A 14,647-nucleotide genomic window follows, 5' to 3' on the forward strand; every position below is an offset into this window, starting at 1 on the left:
GTGTTCTGGTCCCATGAGGTCGATCAGGTGAGGTCGATCAGGCGGGGCGGAGCAGGGTGTGGAAGCGGGTGGCGACCTGCTCCCACGTCCACTCGCGGGTGATCCAGTCGCGGCCGCGGGCGCCCATCTTGCGCGCCCGCGCGGGGTCGGAGAGCAGGTCGACGACCGCCTGGGCGACGTCCGCGACGTCCGAGCCGTCCACGACCAGGCCCGTCTCCCCGGGCCGGACGGCGTCCGGCGCGCCGCCGGAGTCGCCCGCGACCACCGGCAGGCCGGTCGCCGACGCCTCCAGGAAGACGATCCCGAGGCCCTCGACGTCCACGCCGTTGAAGCGGGTGCGGCAGGGCATCGCGAAGACGTCGGCCGCCGCGTAATAGCCGGGCAGGCTCGCGGCGGGGACCGTGCCGGTGAACCTGATCGACTCGTGCCCGCCCGCCAGACGCTCCAGCCGCGACCGGTACGGGCCGCCGCCCACCAGCAGCAGCACCGCGTCCGGCACCGCGCGCAGCACCCTGGGCCAGGCCCGGATGAGCTGGTCCTGGCCCTTGCGCGGGACCAGCCGGGACACGCAGGCCACCACCGGCCGGCCGTCGAGGCCCAGCTCCGCCTTGGCGGCCCCCGGGTGGAACTGCTCGACGTCCACGCCGGGCGCCAGGCGTACGAGCTTGTGCGGGGGGATCGCCGCGGCCAGGCGCTGCCGTGTGTAGTCGCCCAGGTAGGTCACCACGTCGGCGTGCGCGCCGATCCTGCGCAGCACCGAGCGGAAGCCCGGCGCGCCCGCCCACGACGCCTCGTGGCCGTGGGTGAGCATCACCACCCGGCGCGCGCCGGCCGCGCGCAGGCGGGGGGCGAGCAGGCCGAGCGGCGCGGCCGCGCCGAAGACGACGGTCTCGGCGCGGTGCTCGGCCACCAGCCCGGCCGCCCTGCGCGCGACGGCCGGAGTGGGCAGCATCAGCCGCGTCGGGTGCCGGACGACCCGGTACGGCTGACGCCGGTCGAACTCCTCGCATCCCGGCCAGGCGGGGGCGTAGACGGCCACACCCGGCGTACGGAGCGCGAGTCCGTGCACGAACGACTGGATGCCGCCCGGCCTGGGCGGGAAGTCGTTCGTCACGAAGACCACGTCGGTCACGGTTCGGGGACGCCGTTCAGTCTCGCCCACGAGCGGGCCAGGGCGATGCGCTCGGGGCTGGAGGGATGGGAGGCATAGAGCACATATTCCACCGCATCCGGCGACAAGTCGGAAATGTTGGTTATGGCGAGGCGTTTCTGCATCGCGACAAACGTGGCCGGATCCCTGGTGAGGTCGAGGGCGTGCACGTCGGCCCGCGCCTCCACGTGCCGCGTGATCAGGTTCTGGGCCGGGTCGGAGACCAGCGAGGCCAGCGTCATCAGCCCCATGAGCACGCCGATGGCGCGCGGGTCGGCCACCGAGGCGATCCCCGTACGCCGCCGCAGCGGCCCGACCAGCAGGAACAGGCCGATCGCGCCGAAGGCGGCCAGCAGGCCGCCGAGCAGCGTGCCGTCGAGCACGTCGGCGTGCTTGGCGTGGCCCAGCTCGTGCGCGACGACCAGCTCGACCTCCGACTCCGGCGCCTTGAGCAGCGTGTCGTACACGACGATCCGGCGGGTGGCCCCGAAGCCCGACACGTACGCGTTGAGCGCCGTGGTGCGCCGCGAGGCGTCGGCGACCAGCACGTCCTCGACCGGGACGCCGTCCCGCTCGGCCATGGCCAGCAGCTCCGACCGCAACGAGCCCTGCGGCATGGAGGTGAAGTCGTTGAACAGCGGCTCGAACACCACCGGATAGACGTACGACACGCCCAGGGTGAGCGCGAAGGCGCCCACGGCGGCCGGGATCCACCAGCGGCGCACCTTGCGCGCCAGCGCCACGAGGGCCAGCAGCATGACGGCCGTCAGCAGCACGCTGACGCCGGTGTTCTTGAGCCGGTCGGCGGTCCAGCCCGCCCAGTCCTGGGTGGACAGGCCGTAGTCGCGCAGGATCGTCTCGAACCACATGCCGAGCGGCCACCTCAGCACCTCGGTGATCGCGGTGAGCACCACCACGCCGAGAACCACCCGCACCCACCACGGGCCCCTGAGCACGCCGAGCACCTTGGCCGCGAACGGCGTCAGGACCAGCAGCCCGGCGAACAGGACCGTGAGGCCGAGCGAGATGTAGCCGGGCAGGGTCGTGGCCGCGTCGAACGCCTGCGCCCTGGCGATCTGGGCGGCGCTGAAGTCGCGGGCGGGGTCGGGGGCGACGGCGGGCGCGCCCGCCGCCAGGACCCGCCAGGGGGTGGTGAACGCGGCCACCGCCAGGATCACGCCGCCGACCAGAGCCAGGGCGGCGCCGGCCGCGCGCCTGGAGCGGGATTCCGCGCGTTGGCGTTCGCGGGCGATCAGGTGCTCCGCCGTTCCCGTCAGCTTGCCGGTTCCCGGACGGGGGCCGGCGTCCGCGGCGAGCGGGGCTGCGGGGTCGTCCGTGCCCTCGGCGGCCTGCGCGGGGGCCGAGGCGTCGGCGGCGGGGGCGTCGGCGCGGGTCGCGTGGGGGCGGTCGTCGGGGGTGGGGGGCTGGGGGTGACGGGGGTCCTCGGTGTCGGGGTCGGCGTCCGCGTCGGGGCGGGCGTCCGGGCGGGCGTCCGGATCGTCCGGGTCGTCGGGGTGTCCCGGGGATTCGGGGGGCTCGTTGGTGCCGGACGGCTCCTGCGGCGCACCGTCGCCGGGCCGGTCTCCGCCGTCGTCCCTGATGGCCACACCTCCGCCGTGCGCCGCCGTGCCGGGCTCGTCGGCCACTCCGGCGACCGCTCCGGCGGGCTCGTCCCCTTCCCGGGGCGGGTCGTTCCGCTCGCTCATCTGCCTCCCCTTCACGCGAGCTGCTCTCGTACGTACTCGCGCCACCGTGCCGCCAGTGTCTCGGCGGTGAGCCCCACGGAGGCGAGCGCCTGATCGACGCCGGCCACGCGGGCATCACGGTAGAGCCGTACCAGGGTCCCGTCACCGAACCGGTCTGCGAGGAAGCGACACGCCATCCAGGCCTCCTGGTACGCCCGCGCGAGCCGTCCGGGGTCGGCCGCCGTGGGGGCGAAAGCCGCAGGTCCGGGCAACTCGCTCGGCAGTCGGCCGGCCCGTACGTCGGCGGCCAGTTCGGCGGCGGCCGTCCCGACGGGGAGCCCGGCGTCGCGGTAGGCCACGTAGTCGGCGAACCCCTCGTAGAGCCAGACGGGCAGCCGGTCGGTGCCCGCGGCGACGTGGGTGAGCTCATGGGTGAGGACGACGTCGCGTCCCGTGGGGGTGAGCCGGGCGAAGGAGCCCGGCACGACGATCACCCTGGCGCCGTCGGCCACCGCGGCCAGCCCGTCCAGCGGGCCCGTGCCCGCCAGCCCGGCCGCCTCCGCGTCGGAGTCCGGCACGACGACCAGCGCGCGTACCGGCCGGCCGAGCACCGCGGACACCCGCGCTCCGGCGAGGTCCGCGCGGCGGGCCAGATCGGCGAGCACGCCGGGGTCGGCGCGATGCCCCACGACCACGGACCGTGCGCCGCGGGCCACCTGACCGCCGTCGCTCCACAACCCGCGCGCCCCGGCGGGCAGGACGGCGGCGGGCGGCGCGTCGGCGACCACGAGAGCCGCCGCCAGCAGGACCGAAAGGAGCAGGCGCGGACCACGGAGGGACGGACGCACCTGCGAGGACACGGCCCGATGCTAGTAGGCCCACACCCCTCCCGGCCCCTTCACGAGACCAGCCCCTTCACGAGACGAGCCCTTTACGAGACCAGCCCTTCACGGGCCCGGGCATGCGACAGGCCCCGGCCCGGACCGGGGAGGGTCCGGGCGGGGCCCGTTGTCACGCGCCGGGACGCACCGCGCCGACGAACGACGACTTCCGCCATCCGCCCAGTTTGTCGATGCGCACCCGTTCGCCGGTCCGCGGCGAATGGACCATCTTGCCGTGGCCGACGTACATGCCGACGTGGCCCAGCCCGTTGAAGAACATCAGGTCGCCCGGCTTGAGATTGCGCCAGGAGACCTTCCGCTTGATGCGGGCGAACTGGCTGTTCGTCACGCGCGGGAGTCGTACTCCGGCCTTCTTCCAGGCGTACTGGACGAGTCCGGAGCAGTCGAACGCACCAGGGCCCGTGGCCCCGTACCGGTACGGGTCGCCGACCTGATGCTTGGCGACGGCGACGGCCCTGCGGGCCTTCGACGCCTGCCGCGCGGCCTTCGCCGACTTCGCGGACCTGACGGTCTTCGCCGACTTGGCCGACTTCGCAGTGGCCGCCTTGGCGGTGCTGGACACCGCGGTGAGCCTGACGGCCGATTCGCTCACCGTCTGCGCCCCGGCCGGTACGGCATGGAGAACCGCACCTCCGGCCGTCACGGTCATCGTGAGTGCGACGCCCCTCAGGGCGAGACGGGACAGACGGGGGTTATGCAGGGAGGTAGACAGGATTTCTCCTTGTGTCTTCCACGAACGCCTACCGGGTTAGCTGACGGATTCGGGCCTGGAAGTCGCCCTACGGCGCGATGACGCGCCGATTCACCCCTGATCCCGGGGGATGACGGGATCTTTGGGTCCCCGGCTCCGTGCCTCCTGGCTGCACGGACTCGGCAGGTCGCCACCCGATGTTGTGCCTGAACGGGGATATCGGCGGCGACCGCTGGATTTCTCTCTGGTCCGCATCGGGGTTCCGATGTCGATCCGCGGTGCGCATGGCTTGCTGACCGCGACGCCAGAAACTACGCCGAGGGGTCAAGATTTGGCAAAGGGAGACACGGCCTGTAAAGATCAGATAAGGACAGGAGTCAAGGGTGAAACCGCTGCTGGAACCGAGGGTTCCGTTACAGATTTGTGACCCTTCTCACACTTCCCGGCACACCTGATTGTCAGGGCGCTTTCGCCCCATTTGTCCCATTCGCCTCAGGGGTCACGCACACCGGTTCGGGCGGGGCCGAGTCAGGGGCGGATGGCTCCGACGAGAGGGCGGCCGTAGTCGGCGAGGCGGACGACCTTGACGACGTCACCCGTCTGCGGCGCGTGGACGATCTTGCCGCCGCCCGCGTAGATGCTGACGTGCCCGAGCCCCTCGCTGAAGATCAGGTCCCCCGGCTGGAGGTCCTTGAGGTCCACCTTGCGGCTCGCGCCCCAGGCCCACTGCTGCCAGGTCGTACGCGGCAGCGAGACGCCGGCGGCGCGCCAGGCGGCCTGGGTCAGCCCTGAGCAGTCGTAGCCGCGCGGGCCCGTGCCGCCGAAGATGTACGGCTTGCCGACCTGGGCGAAGGCGAAGTTGAGCACGGCGGCCGCGCTGCCCGAGGCGGGACCGGTGTACTTGATGCCGGTGCTGTTGGGGTTGCCCGGGTTGTAGGCCCCCAGCTTGTCCAGGAGCTTCTTCTGCTGGCCGACCAGCTTCAGCACCTCGGCCCGCTCCTTCTGGACGGCGTCCCGCTCCTTGTCGGCGTCGGCCAGCGCGGTCTCGGCGTTGTCGCGCTCGGCCTTGAGCCCCTTGTTCTCCCGGTCGAACGCGGCCAGCTTCTCCAGCCGCTCGCGCGAGAGCTGCCCGGCCATGGCCAGCCCGGCCAGCAGATTCTCGGGGTCGTTGACGCCGACCATGCCAGGCAGGGAGGTGACGTCCCCGCCCAGCTTGTACGAGTCCACCGCCACCTTGATGATCTCGGCGCGGAGGTCGGCGACCGTCTGCAGCTTCTGCTTGTAGCGGTCGTTCAGCCTGGTGTAGGCGTCCTTGGCCTTCTTGTAGTTCTCGGTCGCCGTGTTGTACCGGTCGACGACCTTGTCGGCCTTGTCGTTGAGCTTGTCCAGCTTGGCCTTGGCCTGTTTGAGAGTGGGCTTGGGATCAGCGAGCGCCGCACCCATCGGGACCGTCATCAGTCCGATCGCGAGACCCGCGGCCACCGCCACCCGGCCAAACCTCACAGCGTCGCCTCCCAGGGATTACACCTGGGGCGAAATAGTACAGAAGTGGCGGGTGGCGTCTCGCCAATAGTGCTAATTCGTAACTTATGCGCGGCCCAACCGGCGCAGCAGCAGACCGGACGGAACCGGTCTGGCGCCCATCCGGCGTACGGACTCGGCCACCTCGCGGTCGGAGGAGACGACGGCGATGGCCCGGCCGGGCGGCTCGGCCCGGACGAGCTGGCGGATGAGGTCGTCGGCGATCTCCCCCGGCGCGCTGAAGAGCACCCGCACCCCGCGCGGCGCCACCACCTGCACCGGCGCGTTGAGCTCGGCGCCGTCGAAGACCACCGTCACCTCGACGCGGGTCTGGGCGACCAGCCCGCCGAGGCCGGTCATCAGCCGGTTGCGCTGGTCGGCGAGGGTGAGCGTGCCGTAGCCGGTCTTCGTGACGTTGTAGCCGTCGATGATCAGGTGCACCTGCGGCAGTGCCAGGAGCTGGTCGAGGAGCTGGGGGTCGTCGTCGGCCAGGGCCCGCGCGGGCACGCCGCGCACCCCGGGACGCTCGCCGGTGCTGGCCGCGACCGAGTCGGCGGGCCTGCTGATCGTGGTGGGCAGCGCCAGCTCCCTGCGCAGCCCGGCCGAGGCGTCCTGCAGGGCGTCGAGCAGCACCCTGATGCGGGCGTCCTCGATGCTGCGGCCCTCGCGGGCGGCCCGGCGGGAGGCTTCGAGCTGCCTCTCCACGTCGGCCAGGCGCTCGCGCAGGCGGCGCAGCTCGGCCTCGCCCGCGTTGCCGGCGGTGGAGGCGGCGTGCCGGGCGTCGTCGGCGGCCTGTTCCATCTCCTCGGCCCTGCGGGTGGCGGCCTTGGCCCGCTCGCGGGCGTCGTGGAGCTTGCGCCGCAGGTCGGAGTTCTCGGCGCGGGCCGCCTTGATCTGCTCGCGCAGCCGGTCGGCCTCCTCCTTGGCGGCGCTCTTCTGGGCGGCGAGCTGCTCGCGCAGCCGCGTCACGGCCTCCTCGCGCTCGGACCCCTCGGCCGCCACGGCGGACTGCTCCAGGTCGGCGCGGGCGGTTTCGATCATCTCCGCCCAGCCGGGCGGTCTGGTGAGATAGGCTGCGGCAGCCACCAGCACGGGGTCGGCGGCGGGCGGCACACTGCCCTCGGCCAGCGCGGCGACCAGCTCGGGCCACCCGGCGGCGACGGACTCGGCGACCAGTTCGCGGAACTTCTTGTCGTTCTCCAGCTGCGCGGCGATCGGCGCGCTGCCCAGCTTGGCGCGCTTGCGCGGGTCGAACTTGGCGATGCCGCGCAGCGGCGGCGGCACGGAGACGGCGGGCATCGTGCCGAGGACCTGCGCGGCCAGGTCGACGACGTTGAGGCGCACCTGCTCGGGAAGCGGGCGAGACAGGCCTTCACCCGCTGAACTCATCCCACTTGTCCCTTCGTGACATGCCCTTTCAGACAAGGGTACGGCTCTTGCGTACCTGACCGTAACGGTCCCTTGAACCTAGACAAGCGCTTGGTAGGGGGTATACGACTGAGCCGGGGCAGCGGTCCGGCGCGGAGGTGAGCGGTGACGGAACAGATGCGCACGTCCACGCGTGACCTGGAGGAACTGCGCGAGCGGGCGTCCCGCTGGCTGCGCGGCCGGGTCGGCGGGGACGCCACGGTGTCGGAGCTGTCGCGGCCCTCCGGCAACGGCATGTCGAGCGAGACGCTGTTCTTCACCGCCACCTGGGCCGCCGGGACCCGGCGGTGCGTGGCCAGGCTCGCACCTGCGGCGGAAGCCGTCCCGGTGTTCCCCTCCTACGATCTGCGGGCCCAGTTCGAGGTCATGCGGCTGGCCAGGGAGAAAGCTGGGATCCCAGCGCCCAGGCCGCTCTGGTTCGAGCCCGACCCCGCGCCGCTCGGGACGCCGTTCTTCGTCATGGAGCGGGCCGAGGGCGACGTGCCGCCGGACGTCATGCCGTACACGTTCGGGGGCTGGCTGCACGACGCCTCCCCCGGCGACCGGCGGCGGCTGCAGGACGCGAGCGTCGGGCTGATGGCGGCGCTGCACGAGACGCCGTACACGGGACAGGACGTCGCGGTGCTCGGCCCGCTCGCCCCCGGTGGCACGGACGGCCTGCGCGCGCACGTCGAGGCCCAGCGCGCCTACTACCGGTGGGCGCACGGCGCACGGCCGATCCCCGTGCTGGAGCGGGCCTTCGACTGGCTCGGCTCACACTGGCCGGACGACCCCGGCCCCGACGTCCTGACCTGGGGCGACGCCAGGATCGGCAACGTGATGTACCGCGACTTCACGCCGGTGGCGGTGCTGGACTGGGAGATGGCCGCCGTGGGCCCGCGCGAGCTGGACGTCTCCTGGATGATCTTCCTGCACCGCTTCTTCCAGGACCTCGCGGTGGCGATGGGTCTGCCCGGCATGCCGGACTTCATGCGCCGCGACGACGTATGCCAGAAATATCGCGAAATAACTGGCTACGAGCCCCGCGACCTCGACTTCTACGAGATGTACGCCGCCCTCCGCCACGGCATCATCATGGCCCGGGTGTGGCAGCGCAGGATCCACTTCGGCGAGCAGCCCATGCCGGACGACCCCGACGACCTGGTGCTCCACCGGGCCGCCATCGAGGAGCTGCTCACCCGCTAGCGTCGTAGACCAGCAGCGCGATCTGCACCCGGTTGTTCAGGTCGAGCTTGGTCAGGATGCGCGAGACGTGCGCCTTGACCGTGGGCACGCTCATGAACAGCTCCCGCCCGATCTCGGCGTTCGACCTGCCCTGCCCCACGGCCAGCGCGACCTCGCGCTCCCGCTCGCTCAGCCGGCCGAGCAGCCCCCGCGCCCGCTCGGTGCGGTCGCGCCCGCCGCCGTCGGACACGTGCGAGATGAGCTGCCGGGTCACCGCGGGCGACAGGATCGGCTCCCCCGCGGCCACCCGCCTGACGGCGTCGACCAGGTCGCCGGGCGGGATGTCCTTCAGCAGGAACCCGGCCGCCCCCGCGCGCAGCGCCCGCACCACCTGGGCGTCGGCGTGGAACGTGGTCAGCACCACGACCTCGGGCGGCGCGGCGGTGCGGCGCAGCGCCTCGGTCGCGGTGAGCCCGTCGACGCCCGGCATGCGGATGTCCATCAGGACGATGTGCGGCCGGTGCTCGGCCACCCGCGACGGCACCTCGGCCCCGTCGGCCGCCTCGCCCACGATCTCGATGTCCGCGGCCCCGCCGAGGATCATCGACAGCCCGGCCCGCACCATCGCGTCGTCGTCCACGATCAGCACCCTGATCGGCGCGTCCATCGGCCCTCCGTCGGTCAACGTCCGTCCTCGTCCTTCTCCGGCGGCCACGGCAGCCAGGCGCGCACCCGGAACTCGCCGCCGGTCACGCCGTGCTCCAGCCGGCCGCCGGCCAGCTCGGCGCGTTCGGTCAGCCCGATGAGCCCGGCGCCCGCCCCCGGCATGCGCGGCCCGTGCCGCGACCACACCGGGTTGCGCACCTCGGCCGAGACGCCGTCGCCCGGCTCGCCCGCCACGGCGACGGCCACCGGCGCGCCGCCCGCGTGCTTGCGCGCGTTGGTGAGCGCCTCCTGCACGATGCGGTAGACGTTGCGGCCCACCCCGGCCGGGACGCCGTCGGCGGCGCCCAGGTCGAGGCGTACGTCCATGCCGGCCTGGCGGCACTCCTCGACCAGCGCGGGCAGGTCGGCGAGGGTCGGCTGCGGCCGGTCGGGCACCGGGTCGGCAGCCCCGGGCGGGGTGTGGCGGAGCACGCCGATCACCTCGCGCAGGTCCTGGAGCGCCAGATGGGCGTTGCTCCTGATCGCCCCGGCGGCCCTGGCGACGTCCTCGGCGGGCGCGTCAGGACGGAACTCCAGCGCCCCGGCGTGCAGGCTGAGCATCGAGATGCGGTGGGCCAGCACGTCGTGCATCTCGCGGGCGATGCGCTCGCGTTCGAGCCGCTTGGCGTCCTCGGCGGCGGTCTCGGCCCGTTGCCTGAGCGACCAGACGAGCTGCCGCCTGGCCCGGATGACGATGCCCCAGGCGTAGACGGTCAGCACGATCGTCACCCCGAACGCCGCGCCCCACAGCGGCGTCAGGTCCGGCTGGGGCCGCAGCAGCACGTACGGGGCCAGGGTGACCAGCGCCAGCAGCGTGACCGGCCCCGACACCTTGAACGGCCGGTGCACCGCCACGGTGAACAGCGCCACCAGCGAGGCCCCGCCGACCAGCTCCAGATAGGACGACAGCAGGATCGTCACCAGCGCGAAGCCCACCGGCCAGCGGCGCCGCAGCCACACCCCCGCGCACGCCAGCGCCCCCACGATCTGCTCGACGGCCAGCAGCGGCTCCGGCTCGTGCCTGATCTCCTCCAGGCTGATGAACGTCACGCCGCAGGCCAGCAGGAACAGCGCGATGTCGGAGACCCAGTCGAGGGTCGAGCGCCGCACCCGGCCGCCGCGCCCGTCGCCGAGCAGCGTGGACGGCAACGCCCACCGGTATTCCAGGGCCGGATCGCCCTCCCCCCGCAGTTCCCTCACATTTGTCGAGGTTATGCCCTGCGCGGGAGCCGGCGACAGCGACCAAAGTCGGTGTCGCCGCAGACCGATGGCCGAGGCGGGCGGGCCGCCGCGGCGGCGAGTGTGGAGGGCATGAAAGCGGTGGTGGAGGTGTTCGGCTGGCTGCTGGTCCTGCAAGGGGCCGGCGGGCTGCTCAACACGCTGTTCGGCTGGTGGGGGTGGGCGCACGGCCTGCTCGTGGTCAACGTGCTGTCCTTCCTCGACGGTTACGAGGTCTTCGCGGCCGTCGTGATCGGCGTGCTCGGCTTCGCGCTGCTCGCGGTGGCGGACGCGGCCGGGCGGAGGGCCGGCGGGGCGGAGGAGGGCCGATGAGCGGGACGGCGCTGCGTCCGCCGCGGCACCGGCCCGACCGCCGGGCGGTGGCGTGGTGGACGGTGCAGTGGCTCGTCCTGATGGTCCCCGTGGCGGTGGCGGCCGTGGGCGCGTACCTGGTGTTCACGCCGCGTACGCCGGGGCTCGGGGTGGCGGCGGGTGCGTTCGCGGCGGCCTGCCTGCTGGTGGCGCTGGCCGAGCCGCGGGCGGCCTACCGGGTGCAGCGGTGGGAGGTCACCGAGGAGGCGGTCTACGTCCGTCAGGGGTGGCTGACGCACACGTGGAAGGTGGCGCCGATGTCGCGGATCCAGCGGGTCGACACCGAGCGGGGGCCGGTGCAGCGGCTGTTCGGGCTGGCCGACGTCACCGTGACCACCGCCTCGTCCGCGGGGGCCGTCAAGATCACGGCGCTGGACCACCGGCTCGCCGCGGACCTGGCCGAACGGCTCACCGCGCGCACCCAGGCCACGCCCGGGGACGCGACGTGACCGGCTGGCAGCGGCTGTCGGGCCGGGGGCGGTGGAACGCGGCCGCCAGGTCGCTGGCGTTCGCGGCCGGGGCCGTGGCCGCGCTGGCGCGCTTCCTGGTGGGCCAGGACTGGGAGACGGGCGGCGTGGTCGCCGCGTGCGCGGGGGCCGCCGTGCTGATCGTGGCGGGGGCGGTGGCCTACGAGGAGGCCCGGCTGCGCACGACCGCCTGGCGGCTCACCGCCGACCGGCTCGAACTGCGTTCGGGCGTGACCGTCCGGCAGCACCGCGCGGTCCCGCTGGACCGCGTGCGCAGCGTGGACCTGCGCGCCGACCCGGTGCGCCGGGCGTTCGGCCTGACCGTGGTCAAGGTCGGCACGGGCGAACGCGCGGCCGAGGGCTCGGAGCTGGTGCTGGACGCCCTCGACCGGCACTCGGCCGAGATGCTGCGCCGCACGCTGCTGCGCCAGGACGCGCCCGCGCCCGAGGACGGCCCCCTCGCCGAGCTGCGCTGGTCGTGGATCCGGTACGCGCCCCTGTCGGTCTGGACGTTCACCGGGGCGGCGGTGGTCCTGGGCGCGGCCTACAAGGGGCTCGGCGCCGTCGGGCTCAAGGACTTCACCGACCGGGCGGCGAGCGGCCTGTCGGGCTGGGTGAGCGCGCAGCCGTGGCTCGCGGTCCCGCTGGTGCTGGCGCTCAACGCGGCCGTCGGCGCGCTCGGCGCGTTCCTGCTGTACGCCGAGTCCTGGGGGCGCTATCGCCTGGAACGCGAGCCCGGCCGGCTCAGGCTGCGCCGCGGGCTGCTGACCACCCGTTCGCTGACCCTGGAGGAACGGCGGCTGCGCGGCGTCGAGATCAGCGAGCCGCTGCTGCTGCGGCTGGGCGGCGGCGCCCGGGTCAAGGCCGTCGCCACCGGCCTGGCCAAGTCGGACGACGAGACCGAGGACGTGGCCGCCCTCACCCCGCCGCTCCCCCGAGCCGAAGCCGCCCGCGTCGCCGCCGCGATCGCCGACACGAGCGCGGGCGCCGGAGCCGGCCTGGGCGACGGGGCGGGGGGCGTGTCGTTGAGCGGGCATCCGGCGGCGGCCGGGCGGCGGCGGGTCGTGCGGGCGCTGGTGGTCACGGTCGTGCTGGCGGCGGGCGCTGGACTCGCCTGGTGGCTGCTGCCCGCGTCGTGGCCGCGCGCGTGGGTGTGGGCGGCGCCCGTCCTGGCGCTCCCGGCGGGGTTGTGGCTGGCCGCTGAGAGCCGGCGGGCTCTCGGGCACGCGCTGGGCCCGCGGCACCTGGTCATGCGCCGCGGCGCGCTCGTCCGCCGGACGGTGGCGCTGGACCGGGCCGGCATCACCGGCTGGACGTTCCGGCAATCGTTCTTCCAGCGGCGCGCGGGCCTGCTGACCGTCTCGGCCTGCACGGCGGCGGGCGGCGGCCACTACGAGGTGCTGGACGTGGGCCGCGGCGACGGGCTCGACCTGGCGGCACGAGCGGTGCCGGGGCTGCTGGAGCCGTTCCTGACCGGCGGACGGCGCGGCGGACAGGGCGGCGGACAGGGCGGCGGGCGGCCGGCCGCGTGATCCACCACGGTTGCCCATGCCCCTGTAGCGGACAAGCGTGATCGCGCGGCCCGGCGGCTTGCTGGTCACTACGCTATTTGTCGCGCTTGCAACGGAGTTGCAGCCTTGTTAACCGTTGGCGTCAATCGCCCACCGAGCGAATGAGCTCTGCACGATGCCGGGACCGGCGTCGCCTGCCGCCCGCGGAGGACCCGCGGGGCTCAGCTTCCCGACGGCTGCCTGGCCAGCTCGGCCAGGTACGCCCTGGCCAGGGCGAGCGCGCCGTCCTGGGCCTCCTTGCGCGGCATGAGCCGGGCCTTGGGCGAGTTCGCCGGCTCGCCCTTCGGCCGCTCGGCGCCGGAGTAGTCGACCCTGACCACCAGCGCGCCGGTACGCGCGATCACCGTGCCGCTGGCGGCCGACACCTCGCCCTGCCTGGTCTGCACGTACTGACCGTAGGCCTGCTCGCCGAGCCCCTCGATGTCACCCAGCTCGCCCCACGTGATGCCGCCGATGGCCGATCCGGCGGTGTTCTTGTCGCCGCCGTACTCGCCGGCGTAGTACGCCTTGGCGGCGCCCGGGTCGATCGCGCCCGCCCGGTTGGTGAAGCGGTGGGTGGTGATCAGCACGCTGCGGATCCTGACGTTCCCGGCCGTGCCCGGCAGGTCGAGGTTGAGCCAGCGGCACTCGGTCTCGTCGTCGTTGCCCGACTCGGTGGCGCGCGCCCTGGTGGCGGGCTTCGGCACCAGACGGGTGGCGGCCTCCGTGACGGCCTGGCAGGCGGGCGGGAAGGCGGCCAGCTCCGTGGGCGAGGGCGTCGGGCGGGCGGCCGGGCTCTGGGTGGCCGTGGCCTGGTCGGGCTTGGCCAGCACGCCGGGATGTTGCGCCTGCCAGGCGGCCACGCCCTTGGCGAAGTACGCGATCAGGCCGCCGACCTCGCGGATCGCGTTCTCCTCGGTGATGGACCTGGTGCTCTCGTTGGACAGGATCTGCGCGTCCTTGCGCTGCTGCCCGGCCTGGAACTTGACCCGGATCGTCATGTCCCCGACCCGGGCGTGGGCCTGGCCGAAGGAGTACCACAGCAGCTTGCCGTCGCGCCGCCAGGTGTACTGGGCGAACGCCCCCTCGCCGACGCCGGGGACGTCCTTGACCGGCGAGACGTACTCCTTCTCGTCGGGGTCGAGCGAGGGCTTGGCGGTGGCGCCGTAGTTGGCGCCGCGGTACTCCATCTCGTAGGAGTTCTGGGCCATCGAGCGGCCGGTCTTGGCGCCGTCGCCCTTGTGCTGCTCGATCCTGACGTCGATCTCCCTGCTGCGCCAGAACTCGCCGAACGAGATGCGCTGGTTCTGCCAGTTGCAGGTGAAGGCGACGGTGTAGTCGGAGTCCCTGGAGGACTTGGTCACCGTCGCGCCGGGCGCCAGCCGTTCGACCTCGTCCGCGGGCAGCATCGAGCAGGCGTCCGGGCCGGGCGCGGCGGCGGCCGGCGCCACGGACCGCGCCGCCGACGACGACGGCCCGGCGGCCGTCCCGGCGCCGCCCTTGCCGGACAGCAGCAGGTAGGCCCCCACGCCGCCGCCGGCCACGGCCACCACGAGGGCCGCGGCGAGGGTGGGCAACAACCACGCCGGGCGGCGTCCGGGCCGACCGGCGGGCGGCCCCGGCGGTCCGCCCATCGGCCCCGTGGGCGGCAACGACGGCGGCCCCCACTGCGGCTCCGACGGCGGCCCCCACTGCGGGCCGGGCTGCGGACGGGGCTGTAGACCGGGCTGTGGGCCTGGGTGCGGGCGAGGCGGCGGGCCCGGTTGCGGCGCGAGGGGCGGGCCGGGGGGCGGC

13 protein-coding genes and 1 riboswitch are annotated in these 14,647 nt (G+C 73.8%); of the genes, 4 read left to right on the forward strand and 9 right to left on the reverse strand.

Annotated features, from left to right (window positions below; genetic code table 11):
• Positions 1 to 37: 37 nt before the first annotated feature.
• The 6 genes from ACFYYW_RS11910 to ACFYYW_RS11935 form a co-directional block, all read right to left on the reverse strand.
• Complete coding sequence (locus ACFYYW_RS11910; RefSeq protein ID WP_387647610.1) at positions 38 to 1,132, reverse strand: glycosyltransferase family 4 protein; 1,095 nt, start codon at positions 1,130 to 1,132, stop codon at positions 38 to 40.
• Positions 1,129 to 2,856: a M48 family metallopeptidase gene (locus ACFYYW_RS11915; RefSeq protein ID WP_387647613.1), complete on the reverse strand. Its 1,728-nt coding sequence runs from the start codon at positions 2,854 to 2,856 to the stop codon at positions 1,129 to 1,131. Before ACFYYW_RS11915 ends, ACFYYW_RS11910 begins: the two co-directional genes overlap by 4 nt.
• 11 nt (positions 2,857 to 2,867) lie before the next feature.
• Entirely contained in the window at positions 2,868 to 3,695 is an 828-nt protein-coding gene (locus ACFYYW_RS11920; RefSeq protein WP_387647616.1) for a hypothetical protein, read from the reverse strand.
• Positions 3,696 to 3,846: 151 nt separating this feature from the next.
• Positions 3,847 to 4,329, reverse strand: a complete 483-nt coding sequence (locus ACFYYW_RS11925; RefSeq protein WP_387647618.1) for a C40 family peptidase — start codon at positions 4,327 to 4,329, stop codon at positions 3,847 to 3,849.
• A gap of 130 nt (positions 4,330 to 4,459) precedes the next feature.
• Positions 4,460 to 4,623, reverse strand: a riboswitch (cyclic di-AMP (ydaO/yuaA leader).
• A 333-nt stretch (positions 4,624 to 4,956) separates the two neighbouring features.
• The gene (locus ACFYYW_RS11930) at positions 4,957 to 5,883 is read right to left on the reverse strand and encodes an NlpC/P60 family protein (RefSeq protein WP_352322933.1); all 927 of its coding nucleotides are present in this window, start codon (positions 5,881 to 5,883) and stop codon (positions 4,957 to 4,959) included.
• Between the two features lie 132 nt (positions 5,884 to 6,015).
• Entirely contained in the window at positions 6,016 to 7,338 is a 1,323-nt protein-coding gene (locus ACFYYW_RS11935) for an NYN domain-containing protein (protein ID WP_352322934.1), read from the reverse strand.
• Positions 7,339 to 7,482: 144 nt separating this feature from the next.
• On the opposite strand from ACFYYW_RS11935, the gene ACFYYW_RS11940 reads away from it, so the two are divergent.
• Positions 7,483 to 8,562 (forward strand): phosphotransferase family protein, encoded by a 1,080-nt coding sequence (locus tag ACFYYW_RS11940; protein WP_387647622.1) that lies wholly within the window; start codon positions 7,483 to 7,485, stop codon positions 8,560 to 8,562.
• Here the strand turns inward: ACFYYW_RS11940 and ACFYYW_RS11945 are convergent.
• Positions 8,552 to 9,208, reverse strand: a complete 657-nt coding sequence (locus ACFYYW_RS11945) for a response regulator transcription factor (protein WP_352322936.1) — start codon at positions 9,206 to 9,208, stop codon at positions 8,552 to 8,554. The two genes, ACFYYW_RS11940 and ACFYYW_RS11945, sit on opposite strands and share 11 nt — an antisense overlap.
• Positions 9,209 to 9,222: 14 nt before the next feature.
• Positions 9,223 to 10,446, reverse strand: coding sequence for a histidine kinase (locus ACFYYW_RS11950; RefSeq protein WP_364411815.1), 1,224 nt, complete (start codon positions 10,444 to 10,446; stop codon positions 9,223 to 9,225).
• Between the two features lie 111 nt (positions 10,447 to 10,557).
• Here ACFYYW_RS11950 and ACFYYW_RS11955 point away from each other — a divergent pair, with 111 nt between their 5' ends.
• Genes ACFYYW_RS11955 through ACFYYW_RS11965 form a run of 3 tightly spaced genes read left to right on the forward strand, consistent with a single transcriptional unit; the run spans position 10,558 to position 12,835 of the window.
• Positions 10,558 to 10,797, forward strand: coding sequence for a hypothetical protein (locus ACFYYW_RS11955; protein ID WP_387647626.1), 240 nt, complete (start codon positions 10,558 to 10,560; stop codon positions 10,795 to 10,797).
• Positions 10,794 to 11,285: a PH domain-containing protein gene (locus ACFYYW_RS11960; protein WP_352330118.1), complete on the forward strand. Its 492-nt coding sequence runs from the start codon at positions 10,794 to 10,796 to the stop codon at positions 11,283 to 11,285. The genes ACFYYW_RS11955 and ACFYYW_RS11960 overlap by 4 nt, the downstream gene beginning before the upstream one ends.
• Positions 11,282 to 12,835 (forward strand): PH domain-containing protein, encoded by a 1,554-nt coding sequence (locus ACFYYW_RS11965; RefSeq protein ID WP_387647629.1) that lies wholly within the window; start codon positions 11,282 to 11,284, stop codon positions 12,833 to 12,835. The genes ACFYYW_RS11960 and ACFYYW_RS11965 overlap by 4 nt, the downstream gene beginning before the upstream one ends.
• 200 nt (positions 12,836 to 13,035) lie before the next feature.
• On the opposite strand, the gene ACFYYW_RS11970 is transcribed toward ACFYYW_RS11965, so the two are convergent.
• Positions 13,036 to 14,487 (reverse strand): hypothetical protein, encoded by a 1,452-nt coding sequence (locus tag ACFYYW_RS11970; RefSeq protein ID WP_387647631.1) that lies wholly within the window; start codon positions 14,485 to 14,487, stop codon positions 13,036 to 13,038.
• Between the last annotated feature and the right edge of the window lie 160 nt (positions 14,488 to 14,647).

It is taken from the genome of Nonomuraea sp. NPDC001831, from assembly GCF_042892035.1.
GTDB lineage: Bacteria > Actinomycetota > Actinomycetes > Streptosporangiales > Streptosporangiaceae > Nonomuraea.

What these genes read in the sequence shown, in the direction of transcription:
- ACFYYW_RS11935 (WP_352322934.1), bottom strand. Translation starts at nt 7,338, where the DNA reads ATGAGTTCAGCGGGTGAAGGCCTGTCTCGCCCGCTTCCCGAGCAGGTG.
- ACFYYW_RS11960 (WP_352330118.1), top strand. Translation starts at nt 10,794, where the DNA reads ATGAGCGGGACGGCGCTGCGTCCGCCGCGGCACCGGCCCGACCGCCGG.
- ACFYYW_RS11930 (WP_352322933.1), bottom strand. Translation starts at nt 5,883, where the DNA reads ATGACGGTCCCGATGGGTGCGGCGCTCGCTGATCCCAAGCCCACTCTC.
- ACFYYW_RS11970 (WP_387647631.1), bottom strand. Translation starts at nt 14,487, where the DNA reads ATGGGCGGACCGCCGGGGCCGCCCGCCGGTCGGCCCGGACGCCGCCCG.
- ACFYYW_RS11915 (WP_387647613.1), bottom strand. Translation starts at nt 2,856, where the DNA reads ATGAGCGAGCGGAACGACCCGCCCCGGGAAGGGGACGAGCCCGCCGGA.
- ACFYYW_RS11955 (WP_387647626.1), top strand. Translation starts at nt 10,558, where the DNA reads ATGAAAGCGGTGGTGGAGGTGTTCGGCTGGCTGCTGGTCCTGCAAGGG.
- ACFYYW_RS11945 (WP_352322936.1), bottom strand. Translation starts at nt 9,208, where the DNA reads ATGGACGCGCCGATCAGGGTGCTGATCGTGGACGACGACGCGATGGTG.